Below are 13,202 nucleotides of genomic sequence, written 5' to 3' on the forward strand. Positions count from 1 at the left end.
GGGTCTCCGCCGGCCCGTCGCCCACCTGCGGACGCCGTCAACGACGGTGGAACGGGACCCGGCCCAGCAGTTCGGCCAGGTCGGCGGCCAGCGGCGCGGCGAAGACGTGCTCGATCAGGGGGGACCACGCCGGGGAACACCCCTCGGGCAGCGGCAGCACCAGGTGCGCCTGTTCCCGGATCTCCTCGTCGCCGGGCTCGGCCAACGCGGCCACCAGGTGACCGCGGCCGCGGGCCTGCGCGCACAGCCGCACGGCGCGCTCGTGGCTGGGCCCCGGCGGTGCCAGCACGATCAGGGGGGCGTCGGCCTCGGTGGCGAACCGCTCGACGTGCCACCACTCCTCGAGATCCCGGCCCAGCGCCGGCACGCCGGCACCCTCGATGACCTTCGCCGCCGCGTACCGTGCCGTTCCCAGAGCCGGCCCCCCACCCAGCACCTGCACCGGAGCCGTCCGCAGGATCTGCTCTGCCAACTGTCGGCACGGCTCCACCTGCTGCCGCACCGTCCGCTCCACGAGGTCCGGCAGGGCGGCGAGCCCGCCGGACCCGAGCACGGCGGGGTGCGACGAGGCGTCCGCCCATCCCTGCGCCAGGAGCAGGAGGGTGAGAAGACTGGCCTGGTAGCTCCGGATCCCCGGGCAGGGCGGGCGCTTCGGCAGCTCCGTGGTGACGCTGTGGTGTGCGCTGCGGCCCACGGGAGTGTCGGCGGATCCGACGATCGCGACGGTACGGAAGCCGTCCGCCCGGGCCCGTTCCAACCCGGCCGCCAGCGTGGCGCTGGTGCCCGAGGCCGAGACGCCCACCACCAGGGTCGCCGCGGCGGGCTCCGAGAGCGATCGGCCGACGCCGTAGTCGAGCAGGCGTTGCGTGCTGCGGAGCACGCACGTGGTGCGCGGCAGCCGGTCGAAGGCGTACTCGGCCGCCTGGGCGGCGTACAGGGAGTCCCCGCTGCCGGACAGGACGATCCGGCGGGGAACCGGCTCGACGGAGCGCAGCTTGTCCAGCTGCGTGCCGAGCACCCCGGTCAGCACGGCCAGGTCGGAGGCGAGGCCGTCGACCTCCGCGCGCATCGCGGCCACCGTGTAGGAGCTCATGCGGTCTCCCGGTGCGGCAGCGAGTTCAGAATCTCCATGTACGACCGGACCTTCTGCTCGGACACATCCCCGGCCCAGCCGCCGACGGTGACGCAGCTACCGACGAAGACGCCGTCGGCGGCACCGACCAGCCGAGCGGCGTTGTCGTGGTCCGTGTGACCGGCCAGGTAGATCGGAGCCGCCGGGGCCGCGCGCCTGACCTGCGAGATCAGCTCGAGGGTACGGGATTCGTCCGGGTCGCCCAGGCAGACGGCGTCGGCGCCCGCGTTCATCGCCGAGCGGGCCACCTCGCCGGGCTGCTTGTCGCCGTTCGGCCAACTGAAGTGCATGCTGGCGACATCGGCGATCACCTTGACGTCCCACGCGTCGATGGCCCGGCGGTACGCCATCACCGTGGCGGGATCGGGTCGCACCGTGCCCTGCCAGCTCAACGTCTCACCGACGATGGCGCCCACCCGGACGAAACCCCCGCCGCAGACCTTCGCGACGGCCAGCGACGCCCTGGTCGCGTTCCGCATGATCTGGACGCCAACCTGAAAGGCCGGGCCCGTCGCCGCCCGGACGGCCTCGGTGATCACCGTGACGGCCGCGAGCCGGGCGGGATCGCAGTCGTCCTCGACCCCGTAGACCCGGTCCGCGGTCTGCAGCAGGCAGCCGTGCGCGCCACCCCGGTCGAGGGCGCGCGCCGAGTCGACCGCGCGGGCCAGGGTATGGCGCAACGAATCGGGCTCGTAGAACGGAGTACCGGGCAGCGGGGCCAGATGCACGACCCCATAACAGGTTCTGGTCGGCCCCGGCAGTCCCATGGCATCTCCCTCACAGCCCCGCCGGGCCCTGTCGTCGGCCGTTCCACCGGCGCGCTCCCCGTGCCCGGCGAGCGTAGTCGATGGCGGCCCGGGCTCACAGGTGTCCGGCCGACCGCATGGCAGGCGGGGCCACGGGACCCGGATCGGGCTCTCCACTGCGGATAGGATCATGCCCATGACCGTAGAAACCGTTGACGTCCCGCATTCGCCGACCGGTCTCCGGCTCACCGACCCACGGACCGGGCGGAACCGCGCCGGCCTGGCCGGTGCGGGCGAGTCGACGGTCACCGACACGGTCGAGGCGGCGCGGGAGGCCCAGCGGTCCTGGGCGGGGCTGCCGACGGGCGAGCGGAGTCGTCGTCTGCTGGCATTCGCCGACCGGATCGACGGCGCCCTGAGCGAGTACGTCGCCGCCGAACAGGCCGGCACCGGCAAGCCCGCCCACGAGGCCGAAGGCGAGATCCGCGACAGCGTCGACCTGTTGCGGTTCTACGCCGGCGCCGTGCGCGCCGCGCTGGCGCCCGCTGCCGGGCATCACCTCCCGGACCGGGAGAGCTGGGTGCGGTGGGAGCCGCTGGGCGTGGTCGGCACGATCGTGCCGTGGAACTATCCGATCCTGATGGCCGCCTGGCGCATCGGGCCGGCGCTCGCCGCGGGGAACGCGGTGCTCCTCAAGCCGGCCGAGAGCACTCCCGACAGCGCGCTGCTGCTGGCCAGGGACGCCAGGGACTCGCTCGGTCCGGGAGTGCTCAACGCACTGCCCGGCGACCGGGCGACGGGCCGGCTGCTGGTGGAGAGTCCCATCGACGCGATCGCGTTCACCGGCAGCATCGCCGGCGGGCGGGACGTGGCCGCCCGGGCGGGGCTGCGCCGGGTCAGCCTGGAACTCGGGGGCAACTGCCCGGCGATCGTGCTGCCGGACGCGCCCGAGCACACCTACGCCGACCTGACCGGCGCGGCCACCTACAACGCCGGGCAGAGCTGCGCCGCACCGGCCCGGGTGATCACGTTACGGTCGAACTACGCCGAGGTGGTGGACCGTCTCGCCGAGGCGATGAGCCAGCGGCAGGCGGGCCGTTCGTTCGGCCCGCTGAACAACGCCGACCAGATCCGCCGCTACCGGCAGATCCTCTCGGGCTCCGCCGCCGGGGTGAGCCACGCCGCCGGGCTGGCGCTCGGCCACGACTCCCACGAGGAGGGCTACTGGGCCGAAGGGCGGATCCTGGCCGACCTGGAACCCGACGATCCGGCGGTCGCCAACGAGTTGTTCGGCCCCTGCCTGACCGTGCAGGCCGCCGAGGACATCGATGACGCCGTCCGCCTGGCCAACAGTGTCGACCAGGCGCTGGCCGGCAGCGTCTGGGGCGCCGGGACCGGCCAGTTGCTCTCCGTCGCCCGGGCGCTCGACGCCGGGGAGGTGTGGGTCAACTGCGTGCTGGAGCAGTGCCCCGAACTGCCGCACGGCGGGCGAGGATCGTCAGGTCACGGCACCGACCTGAGCGTCCTCGCCCTCACAGAGTTCCAGCGACCGAAGACGGTGACGGTCAGACTGGTCTGACCGCACGCTCCTGGTAGCGCCGCAGCCGGGGCATCGCCTCGGCGAAGTCCGGCCAGGGCCGGGACGTCGTCAGCCGCATGAACGCGCCGGAGAGGCAGAAGGTCAGGATGCCGGGGAAAAGGGACACGTTGGTCTCCCGCAGCAGTTCCCGGAAGCAGAGGTACGAGTCCTCGTGGTCATCGAACGACGTGGTCAGGTTGATGGAGTAGCGCGCCGGCAGCACCGAGACACCCGGCAACTCGATGCCGTTGTGGTAGGCGTCGCGGATCAGCGTCAGGGACCGTTCCCGGGACCTCCGCTCGACCCGGTAGTTGTCGTACGCGCGCTGCAGGCCGGGCAGGCGCAGGCCGTACGTCGACTCGAACTCCCGACAGTGCGCGGGGGTCAACTCCTCGTCACCGCTGACCAGCCACCGCTCCATCCGGGCCAGCACCTCGACCACCGTGTAGAAAAACGACGGCGGCCCGCCGAAGGTGGTCGACGCGTACTCGTAGTAGCGATCGATGAAGCCGCTGTCCGCCATCAGCCAGCCGACCTTGAGGCCCGGGGCGGACCAGTTCTTCGACAGGCTGCTGACCCGGATGACGTTGGCCGCGGCGCGAGCCGGTGAGGTGGGCACCGGCTCCCCCAACCACTCGTGGCACTCGTCCAGCACGATCAGGGTGTTCGGCGAGGCGGACTTGATCAGCAGCTCCAGCTCGTCCTCGCAGACCAGGGCGCCGGTCGGGTTCGCGGCCGTCTGGAGCAACACGATCGGCGTGTCCGGACGCAGCGCGTCGATCAGCGGTCGCAGCGACGTCCGACCGTCCGCGCTGGACGACAGCGGCACCAGCGACACCGGCCCTCGACGGGCCACCGACTCCACCAGGGGCGGATAGTTGGGTATGGCGCACAGCGACGCGGCGCCACCAGGGCTCGCCTCGAGCAGGATGAAGTCGACCACCGTGCTGATCGCCAGCGTCGCGCCCATGGTCAGCGCGACGTTGTCAGCCGTGTATCCCGCGCTGGGCAGCCGGGCCGACTCGTACGCCGCGACCGCCTCCCGGGCCGGCTCGCGGCCCCGGGAGTCGGAGTACCCGTACCAGTCCCGGCTCAGGGCGTAGGCGATGCAGTCCTTCAACGGGCCGGGCAGACCCCAGTGCTCCTCGTCCACGGACCCGCTGGAGAGGATGATCCCCGCCTGCGAGCGCAGGTCACCGTAGAGGTCGTCGCGGAAGTAGGAGTTGAACAGCTCCTTGACGAAACGTACGGTCGCCCGTGAGTTGAGCACCGCGGCGGCGTCGACCTCACGTCTGCGCCGGGACTGTCGCCACCGGGCCGCCAGGTCGGGACGGTGGCTCTCCACCCCGAGTTCGCACTCGACCCGGCCCAGGTAGAGATCGCGGAGCTCGATCGGGTCCTGCGGGTTCACCGCTCGGGCGTACACCTCCAGCAGCCGCGCGTCGGGGCCCGGGTCCAGGGCCATCGGCACCCGCGAGGGGTCGGGGCGCTGTGCCGCGAGCAGCTCGACCTCGGCGGGCACGACCGACAGCCGAGGCTCTCCGACGTCGCCGAACAGCCCTTTGACATCCGTCATCCGGCCATCTCCCCCGATCGGTCCGTGATCCGCAGTCGCTTGAGATGCCGGTGCCGGGTCGAGCCGTGGAACGGCGCCGCGGATCGGCCGTGGAAGGCGTACGTGTTGTCCAGGACCGCGAGGAGCCCACGGCGCCACTGGAGCCCGCGGGCGACGCCGCCCTCGTACATCCCGGCGAGCAGTGCGGCGAGGGCGTCGCGGACCGCCGCGGCGTCGAACTGGTCGGTGTCGGACACCCAGCGCAGCGTGTCGGCCTGGAAGTCGCGGAACGAGAAGACCGCCCGCCCGCCCACCCGTCGCCGGATCGGCGGCACGCCGGGGCGGTCGTACCGGACGTGCGCGAGGATCTCGCGGTCGGTCTGCAGGAGCCGCTCGTCGACCCCGGCGAACGGGACCAGGACGGTCTGCGCGGCGTTCTCGTCGTCCCCGGCGTGCAGGCACATCAGGACGATGTATCGCGGCTGGTCACCGGCCGGTCGCCCGCTGCCCTCGGTGTGCAGGCTCAGAGCGCTCGTGGCGAACGGTTGCCGCGTGGCGTCGGCGGTGTCACCCTCGGCACTGATCAGGTGCAGGATCCGGCCGTCCTCGACGTTGGGCAGCACAGCCGGGTCGGTCTCCGGCATGATCTCGCCGAACCGTTGGCCGAGCTCCAGCAGGTGAGCGCTGGTCATCGGCTCACCGAGGTCGACGAGGCCGAGTCCGTGCTCGGTGAGCTGGCGCCGCAGCACCGCCTCGACCTGGCCCACCGGGCACCCGACCGGCACGGGCTCCGGCACCAGCTCGGGCTGGGGCAGCGGTCGACCGCCGAGGAGTTCGGCCCGCTTCGGGATGTGCCGGTCGTGGGGTCGCTCCAAAAAGCTCCCACGCGTGGCTGTCGGCCCTGGACTGTCAGGCACCGGTGGCGCCGAATACGACGGGACCGTGCGAGCACCCCGCGGCACGCAACTCGTCCCCGCTGCCGGCCTTGATGCCGCAGATCCGGCAGACGATGTGCCCGTCGTCGGTCAGCAGGTCCTCGAACGGCCTCAGTTCCTGCCGGTTCGCACTGTCGAGCGGCTGGTGGGCGACGCCCACCGAGAGCAGGACGTGGTCGGTGATCGCGCCGACCGCGTGCGGTTGCGCGCCATCCACCATGTACACCAGGCCGGGCGTGGTCTCCAGGATCTCGCCGGCGGCGGTGATGGTGCCACGACCGCCCACCACGAAGAGAAGGTGATCGCCGGGGTGGGTGTGCGGAGCGAAGCCCTCGCCCGCGGGAACATGGATGAGGTCGGCGCCGAGGAACCCATTGGTGATCAACGACCGGCCGGTCGCCTCGCGCGTCTTGGCGATCTGGATCTCGCCGGGCCGCATGTCGACCTTGAGCAGCTGCTCACTCTCCGTGGCCCCTGCGTCGAGGGCCCACTCGCAGAGCGCCACCGCGCGGTTCTCTCCGGCCCGGTCGGACACGCCGCTACCGGTCTGGAGGTGCGTGCCCGGGGTGGCCGCGAGGAGCCGGACCATCTGCATCAACAACTCTCGACGCTCACGCGGATCGAGGTTCTCGAGCTCATGGCTCAAGGAATCCACCATGGAAACAACGGAGCGGTTAGTTTGCGCCATTGGTACCCTCCGTAGTCAACACACCGGTTGTTGATCAGGCTACCGAAGCTCGAAACAGTTATGAAGTCACCGAAAGCTGCAACACATTGACGCACTGTCATATGGCCAGGTCAGGATACCCACGACGGGGGCAGTTCCGATAACCATGACAGCCATTGGCCGTGTCCTTTTGACGACGCCGGGGCGCAAAAAGGCCACGCCCGGTCGCGACATGGCCTGCTGGGCGACCCGGAGGCCGGTCAGCGAAGCGGATCAGGCTCACGAATGTGAACCCGAGGTCCTTCCGCATCGCCGCACCGAGCGCGGCGATCCGTGCCTGGCGGTCTCCCGGAGCCGGGCCGGCGGGCGGACCGGTGATCCTCCCCAGCACCTGGTCGCCCTGGCCCCGCAGTTCCCTGGTGCAGGACCACCAGCAGTGCGGGGCCGCGCTGCGGGAGCGTCGTCGAGCCCGGTCGGCGGTGGCCGACCGGGCTCGGACGCTACGGCCGGCTACACGTGGGCCAGCGCCGGGGTGGGCAGGTCGTCCGCCGGGCGCGGGGCCGGGGTGGAGCGGTTGGGCAGGGAGAGCCGGATGACCTTCCACCAGGCCGAGGCGACCTGCTTCGGCAGGGGGCCGACGGTGTAGGTCAGGCCGTACTTCGCGAACAGCGCCCGCACCTCGGGGGCGATCTCCTGGTAACGGTTGCTCGGCAGGTCCGGGAAGAGGTGGTGCTCGATCTGGAACGACAGGTTGCCGGTCATGATGTGCATCAGCCGGCTGCCGCTGATGTTGGCCGAGCCGAGCATCTGCCGCAGGTACCACTCGCCCCGGGTCTCCCCCACGATGGACCTCCTCTCGAAGGTCTCCACCCCCTCCGGGAAGTGCCCGCACATGATCACCGAGTGGCTCCACAGGTTGCGGATCAGGTTCGCGGTGAAGGTGGCGGCCAGGGTGCTGAGGAACGACGGCCCGGACAGCAACGGGTGGATGATGTAGTCCTTGAGGAACTGTCGGCGGATCTTGCGGCCGACCGCCCGGGCCCGGGCCCGGAACTCGGGGGCCTTGTGCCGGCCCTTGCGCAGGTTGCGGCCCAGCTCCAGGTCGTACGCGGCGATGCCGTACTCGAAGAAGCAGGCGTTGATCAGGTTCCACAGCGGCTGGCCCAGGTGAATCGGGTGCCAGCGCTGCTCCTCGTCGACGCGCATGATGCCGTACCCGAGGTCGTTGTCCTTGCCGATCACGTTGGTGTAGGTGTGGTGCAGCTCGTTGTGCGAGTGCTTCCACTGCTCGGCCGGGGAGACGTGGTCCCACTCCCAGGTGGTCGAGTGGATCTTCGGATCGCGCATCCAGTCCCACTGGCCGTGCAGGACGTTGTGGCCGATCTCCATGTTCTCGAGGATCTTGGCCACGGCGAGGCCGGCGGTGCCGACCAGCCAGGCCGGCGGGAAGAGCGAGAACAGCAACACGGCCCGGCTGCCCAGCTCCAGCCGGCGCTGGGTGGAGATCACCCGGCGGATGTAGGCGGCGTCCTGCTCCCCCCGGCCGGCGATCACCCGGTCACGGATGGCGTCGAGCTCCCTGCCCAGGGTGTCGATGTCCTCGGCGGTGAGGTGGGCGATCGGGTTGACGGGCTTCTTCTGGATCGTGGTCAAGTCCGATTCTCCTGTCAGAGGTCGATGTCGCAGGTACCGGCCGCCGCCGACACGCAGGTCTGGATGAGCACGCCGTCGCCGGGAACGGCGGTGGTGACGTCGCCGTTGCGCAGGTCGCGGACGGCGCCTTGGCGCAGCGGCACCACGCAGCCGAAGCAGATGCCCATCCGGCACCCGGACGGCATGAGCACGCCGGCACCCTCGCCCACGTCGAGCAGGGCCGCGCCGCCGTCGGCGTCGACGGTGACCCCGGCCCGGGTGAAGGTGACCGCGCCCCCGGCCCCCGGGGAGATCACCGTGGGCCGGAACCGCTCGGTGTGCAACCGGTCGGCCACCCCGTGGGCGGCCCAGTGCGCCTCGACCGCGTCGAGCAGGCCGACCGGGCCGCACGCCCAGGTCTGCCGGTCGAGGTGGTCGGGCACCAGGTCGGCCAGCTCGGCCACGCCGAGCACGCCGTCGGTGTCGGTGTGCCGCTCCACGAGGCGGATCGCGCCCCGCCCGGCCAGGCCGCGCAGCTCGTCGGCGAACACCACGTCGGCCGGGGTCGGCGCGGAGTGCACCAGCACGACGTCGGCCGAGCCGGTCGCGCCGGCGCGGAGCATCCCCATCACCGGGGTGACGCCGCTGCCCGCGGTGACGAACAGGATCCGCTCCGGGGCGGTCGCGGGCTGCACGAAGTCGCCCTGGGCCTGGTCGAGCTGGACCAGCGTGCCGGGCCGCACCCGGCGGACCAGGTGGTTGCTGACCTTGCCGTCGGGGATGGCCTTCACGGTGACCGAGATCAGCCCGTCGCGGTGGCCGGGGACCGAGGTGAGCGAGTACGCCCGCCACTGGCGGACCCCGTCGACGTCCACGCCGAGGCGGACGTACTGCCCGGGGGTGTGTCCGCGCCAGCCCCGCCCCGGCCGGATGGTCACCGTCGCCGCGTCCCGCGTCTCGGGGCGGACGTCGACGATCCGCCCGCGCAGGGCGGCCCCGGAACGCAGCGGGGCGACCAGGTCGAGGTAGTCCTCGGGCAGCAGCGGCGTGGTGGCCGTCTCGGCGAGCCGGAACAGCCTGTCCCGGACTGTGAGCTTGCCGGGCGGGCGCGGGACGGTGGTCGTCATGCCACCAGGGTGACCCGCCCGATCGCATAACATCTTGGCCAAGGAAGGTGAATCAACCGCAGGGTCTTGTTCCGGGAGAACAATCTATGTCGGAAGGGTCCGGGACCAGCCGCCGCGCTGCCCACCTCGAACTGGACGAGCCGATGGCCGCCCGGCTACGCGCCGCGCTGCCCCTGGTCGCCGAACGCACGATCACCGCGATCACCGCCGAGGTGCCCGCCTACTCCGGCGCCCTGACCGGCCAGATGCGGGAGAAGATCGAGAACGCGGTTCGCATCGCGCTGGGCACGTTCCTCCAGCTCCTCGGGCGTCCCCAGACCTCGGAGCCGAGCGCCCCGCTGCTCTCGGCCCTGGAGGCCGCGTACGCGCTGGGCAGCGGCGAGGCCCGCTCCGGGCGCAGCATGGACGCGCTGCTCGCCGCGTACCGGGTGGGAGCGCGGGTGTCCTGGCGGGAGGTCTCCACCGCCACCGTGCGCGGCGGGCTCGCCGCGGCGACGGTCGCCGAGTTCGCCGAGCTGATGTTCGCCTACATCGACGAGCTGTCCGCCGCCAGCGTGGCGGGGCACGCCGACGAGCTGGCCACCGTCGGCCGGGCCCGGCGGCGGTACCTGGAGCGGCTGAGCCAACAACTGCTGGCCGGCGAGGCCGAGGACGTGCTGCGCCTCGGTGCCGAGCGGGCGGACTGGCCGGTGCCGCAGACCCTGACCGTCGTCCTGCTGCCCCGCAGCAGCCTGCGCACCGTGCTGACCGCGCTGAGCCCACACACGCTGGAGAGCGGCGAGGACATGCCGGGGGTGGACCCGACCGAGGAACTGGCCGTGCTGCTGGTGCCGGACGCGCACGGCGGCCGGCGGCGGTCGCTCGCCCGGGTGCTGCACGGGCACCGGGCGGTGCTGGGGCCCGCGCGGCCGTGGCACCGGGTCGCCGGGTCGTACGTGCGGGCCACCCGGGCGCTGCGGCTCAGGCTGCCCCGCGTCGGGGCCGACGCGCCGCTGGACACCGAGCAGCACCTCGCCGAGCTGCTGCTCAGCACCGACCCGGAGGCCCTGGCCGACCTGCGCGCCCAGGTGCTGCGCCCGCTGGCGTCGCTGCCGCCGGCCACCGCCCACCGGCTCGCCGAGACGCTGCGCGCCTGGCTGCTGCACCAGGGTCGCCGCGACGACGTGGCGGCGACCCTGTTCGTGCATCCGCAGACCGTGCGCTACCGAATGGCCAAGGTGCGGGATATGTACGGCGACCGGCTGCACGACCCGGCGACCGTGCTGGACCTGATGCTGGCCCTGGCGGTCCTGCCCGCCCCGACGGAACCGGACTGACGGACCGGGCCGGCACGGCCGGCAGGCCCCGGGTGGACGGCGGGCCGTCGTCGGCTCAGGCCGACACGGGAGTACGGGGCGGACCCCGGGATCACGGGGCGCGCAGGATGAACGCGACCGCCTCCCGGGCGGAGGTGCTTCGCGCCGGCGGCCCGACCAAATGGTCGAGGACCCGGGACCAGGCCGGCACCACCAGCAGGTGACCGGCGTCCGGGACCACCTCCAGGCGCGCGTCGGGCAGCGCGTCGCGCCACCACCGACCGTGCTCCGGCCCGGCCAGTCCGTCGTCGGCGCCGTACAGCAGCAGGGTGGCCGCGCGTACCTGATCGGGGGTGAAGCCCCAGGGGCGCAGCACGTACCCGGCGATGTCGTCGACCATCCCCCGCGCGCCCTGCGCGAACGCCTCGACCAGCATGTCGCCGACCCGGCGGGCGGCGCCGGGGGCGTCCAGCGCGGGCTGGTCGGCCGGGCCCACCCCGAGCAGCGTCCGGTACGCCTGCGCGTCCCACGGGTCGGCCGGGACCATGCCGGCCAGCGCGGCGTCGAGCTGGGCGCGGACCTCATCGACCGGCTGGCCGCGCAGCGTCGCCACCATGTCCCGCTGCCCCGGGTCGACCCAGGGGACCTCCTCGTCGGGGGCGGGGGTGGCCAGCACCGCGAGCCGGCTCACCAGCTCCGGCCGGCGGGCGGCCAGCGCGAGGGCGACCCGCCCCCCGCCCGACCAGCCCACCACGGGCACCGGGCCGAGGCCCCGCTGGTCGAGCACCTCGGCGAGGTCGTCGGCGGCTGCGGGCACGTCGGCCCAGCCGGTGGCCGGGTCGGAGCCTCCGTAGCCGGGCCGGTCGACGGCGAGCAGGGTGACCCCGGCGGCGCGGGTGACGGCCGGGTCCGGATCGAAGGCGCCCGCCCCCGGGGCGGAGTGGCAGAACACCACCACCCGGTTGCCGGCCGCCCCGAGCCGGTGCACCATCGCCCGGCGGCCGTCCCTGAGCGCGATGATCTCCCCGGTGCTGGACATGCGGCCGAGTCTGGCAGCGACCGTGCGACCCCGAGTCGCAACGACGGGCGGTCACCCGATCGGGTGGCCGCCCGTCGTTGCCGCGTACACCTGCGACCTCCACTGCGGTTTCCGGTCAGGCCGGGCCCGCCCGGCGGACCGCCGTGAACAGGGCGGCGAGGGCCACGGCCAGGCAGCCGCCGCCGGCCAGGGCGAACGTGAGCGGGGCCCCGTGGTGCTGGGCCAGCCAGGTGAACACCGCCGCGCCGACGCCGCCGAGCGAGAAGTGGATCGTCCAGAACGCCGCGGTGACCCGGCCGAGCAGATGCTCCGGCGTCACCTCCTGGCGCAGCGACAGCGAGCAGATGCCGCCGATGCTCAGGCAGCCGAAGTAGACCAGCATCAGCGCGCCGACCTCGACGGGCCGGCCGGTCAGCGCGAGGGCCGCGACGGCGACGCCGGTGACCGCGACCGCGCCGATCCAGCACGCGCCGAACCCGAACCGCCGGCGCAGCGGCGCGACGACCAGCGAGCCGGTCACCGTCCCGGCCGCCCCGGCGGTGAGCACCAGGCCGACCATGCCGTCGGACTGGCCGAGGCCGTGCTTGAGGTGGTAGATGACCACGTCGTCCATGCCGTAGGTGAGCAGGAGGAAGACGGTCAGCAGCGCGGTCAGCGGGCGCAGCACCGGGTGACGGAGCAGGAACCGCGCGCCGGCCAGGAACTCCGCCAACGGCCCCGTCCGGTCGCCCGCGTCGGCCGACGAGGCGGCCCGCCCGGGCAGCCGCACCAGCATCAGCAGCGCCGCGGAGAGCCCGAAGCTCGCGGCGTCGACGGCGATCGCGCCCGCCGGGCCGAGCCAGCCGGACACCAGGCCGGCCAGCGCGGGCCCGCCGACGGAGGCCAGGGCGGTGCCGGCATACAGCTGGCCGTTCGCCCGGGTCAGCTCCGGGCCGGGGACCAGGCCGCGCATCGCGCTGACGGCGGCGACCTGGAACAGCATCCCGGCCGCCGCGGCCAGGGGCAGCAGCACGAACAGCGGCCAGATCGGCGGGGCCGGGGCCAGCCACCACACCAGGGGGACCGCCGCGAACAGCAGCATCCGCGCCACGTCGGCGCCGATCAGCAGCGCCCGCCGGTCGAACCGGTCCACCACGACCCCGGCGAGCAGGCCGGCGACCACCGCCGCCGTGCCGGAGACGCCGGTGAGCAGCCCGGCCGTGGCGATCGAGCCGGTCGCGTCGAGCACCAGCAGCGGTACGGCGAGCTGCGAGAACGAGTCGCCGAGCACGGAGAGGATCTGCGCCGACCAGAACGCGTTGAAGCCACGGTTGCGCCACAGCGAGACGGGCGCGGCTGACACCCCCGTGGTGACCGTCACCGGGCCGAGCGTAGCCGACGGCCGTGCGGACCACTTGGGCTGCCGCGGCCGGTGGGAATTGCGCCACTAACAATTAGCGGAACAGTGGGAGCCACAATCGTTCCGCATCGAGTCTCGTTTCTTACAACGGTCGAT

At 72.9% G+C, this 13,202-nt stretch carries 11 protein-coding genes; 2 read left to right on the plus strand and 9 right to left on the minus strand.

Annotated features, from left to right (window positions below; all coding sequences use genetic code 11):
* Nucleotides 1–37 precede the first annotated feature (37 nt).
* Together ACQPZO_RS18675 and ACQPZO_RS18680 are read right to left on the minus strand one after the other, a co-directional pair.
* Nucleotides 38–1,093, minus strand: coding sequence for an SIS domain-containing protein (locus tag ACQPZO_RS18675; RefSeq protein ID WP_433342672.1), 1,056 nt, complete (start codon nucleotides 1,091–1,093; stop codon nucleotides 38–40).
* Nucleotides 1,090–1,860, minus strand: coding sequence for a BtpA/SgcQ family protein (locus ACQPZO_RS18680; RefSeq protein ID WP_433342673.1), 771 nt, complete (start codon nucleotides 1,858–1,860; stop codon nucleotides 1,090–1,092). The genes ACQPZO_RS18675 and ACQPZO_RS18680 overlap by 4 nt, the downstream gene beginning before the upstream one ends.
* A gap of 214 nt (nucleotides 1,861–2,074) precedes the next feature.
* Here ACQPZO_RS18680 and ACQPZO_RS18685 point away from each other — a divergent pair, with 214 nt between their 5' ends.
* The gene (locus ACQPZO_RS18685) at nucleotides 2,075–3,457 is read left to right on the plus strand and encodes an aldehyde dehydrogenase family protein (protein ID WP_433342675.1); all 1,383 of its coding nucleotides are present in this window, start codon (nucleotides 2,075–2,077) and stop codon (nucleotides 3,455–3,457) included.
* Here the strand turns inward: ACQPZO_RS18685 and ACQPZO_RS18690 are convergent.
* The 5 genes from ACQPZO_RS18690 to ACQPZO_RS18710 all read right to left on the minus strand — a co-directional run bounded on the left by ACQPZO_RS18690 (nucleotide 3,444) and on the right by ACQPZO_RS18710 (nucleotide 9,373).
* A complete protein-coding gene (locus ACQPZO_RS18690; RefSeq protein ID WP_433342676.1) occupies nucleotides 3,444–5,033 on the minus strand; it encodes a pyridoxal phosphate-dependent aminotransferase in 1,590 nt (529 codons plus the stop codon). The genes ACQPZO_RS18685 and ACQPZO_RS18690 overlap by 14 nt on opposite strands.
* Nucleotides 5,030–5,887, minus strand: a complete 858-nt coding sequence (locus ACQPZO_RS18695) for a TauD/TfdA family dioxygenase (RefSeq protein WP_433342678.1) — start codon at nucleotides 5,885–5,887, stop codon at nucleotides 5,030–5,032. The genes ACQPZO_RS18690 and ACQPZO_RS18695 overlap by 4 nt, the downstream gene beginning before the upstream one ends.
* 34 nt (nucleotides 5,888–5,921) lie before the next feature.
* Nucleotides 5,922–6,635, minus strand: a complete 714-nt coding sequence (locus tag ACQPZO_RS18700; protein ID WP_433342680.1) for a cupin domain-containing protein — start codon at nucleotides 6,633–6,635, stop codon at nucleotides 5,922–5,924.
* A 489-nt stretch (nucleotides 6,636–7,124) separates the two neighbouring features.
* Nucleotides 7,125–8,267: a fatty acid desaturase family protein gene (locus ACQPZO_RS18705; RefSeq protein ID WP_433342681.1), complete on the minus strand. Its 1,143-nt coding sequence runs from the start codon at nucleotides 8,265–8,267 to the stop codon at nucleotides 7,125–7,127.
* A gap of 14 nt (nucleotides 8,268–8,281) precedes the next feature.
* On the minus strand, nucleotides 8,282–9,373 hold the full coding sequence (locus tag ACQPZO_RS18710) for a ferredoxin reductase (RefSeq protein ID WP_433342683.1): 1,092 nt from the start codon (nucleotides 9,371–9,373) through the stop codon (nucleotides 8,282–8,284).
* An 86-nt stretch (nucleotides 9,374–9,459) separates the two neighbouring features.
* Between ACQPZO_RS18710 and ACQPZO_RS18715 the strand changes: the two genes are divergently transcribed.
* On the plus strand, nucleotides 9,460–10,689 hold the full coding sequence (locus ACQPZO_RS18715; protein WP_433342685.1) for a PucR family transcriptional regulator: 1,230 nt from the start codon (nucleotides 9,460–9,462) through the stop codon (nucleotides 10,687–10,689).
* Between the two features lie 91 nt (nucleotides 10,690–10,780).
* On the opposite strand, the gene ACQPZO_RS18720 is transcribed toward ACQPZO_RS18715, so the two are convergent.
* Together ACQPZO_RS18720 and ACQPZO_RS18725 are read right to left on the minus strand one after the other, a co-directional pair.
* Nucleotides 10,781–11,707, minus strand: a complete 927-nt coding sequence (locus tag ACQPZO_RS18720; protein ID WP_433342686.1) for an alpha/beta fold hydrolase — start codon at nucleotides 11,705–11,707, stop codon at nucleotides 10,781–10,783.
* Between the two features lie 115 nt (nucleotides 11,708–11,822).
* Nucleotides 11,823–13,067: an MFS transporter gene (locus ACQPZO_RS18725; protein WP_433342688.1), complete on the minus strand. Its 1,245-nt coding sequence runs from the start codon at nucleotides 13,065–13,067 to the stop codon at nucleotides 11,823–11,825.
* Nucleotides 13,068–13,202 lie beyond the last annotated feature (135 nt).

The sequence above is a fragment of the Micromonospora sp. CA-111912 genome, assembly GCF_050948415.1.
In the GTDB taxonomy this organism is placed as follows: Bacteria; Actinomycetota; Actinomycetes; order Mycobacteriales; family Micromonosporaceae; genus Micromonospora.

Excerpts from the sequence above, each read along its gene's own strand:
- ACQPZO_RS18690 (WP_433342676.1), bottom strand. The coding sequence starts at position 5,033 with ATGACGGATGTCAAAGGGCTGTTCGGCGACGTCGGAGAGCCTCGGCTG.
- ACQPZO_RS18720 (WP_433342686.1), bottom strand. The coding sequence starts at position 11,707 with ATGTCCAGCACCGGGGAGATCATCGCGCTCAGGGACGGCCGCCGGGCG.
- ACQPZO_RS18715 (WP_433342685.1), top strand. The coding sequence starts at position 9,460 with ATGTCGGAAGGGTCCGGGACCAGCCGCCGCGCTGCCCACCTCGAACTG.
- ACQPZO_RS18675 (WP_433342672.1), bottom strand. The coding sequence starts at position 1,093 with ATGAGCTCCTACACGGTGGCCGCGATGCGCGCGGAGGTCGACGGCCTC.
- ACQPZO_RS18685 (WP_433342675.1), top strand. The coding sequence starts at position 2,075 with ATGACCGTAGAAACCGTTGACGTCCCGCATTCGCCGACCGGTCTCCGG.
- ACQPZO_RS18710 (WP_433342683.1), bottom strand. The coding sequence starts at position 9,373 with ATGACGACCACCGTCCCGCGCCCGCCCGGCAAGCTCACAGTCCGGGAC.
- ACQPZO_RS18700 (WP_433342680.1), bottom strand. The coding sequence starts at position 6,635 with ATGGCGCAAACTAACCGCTCCGTTGTTTCCATGGTGGATTCCTTGAGC.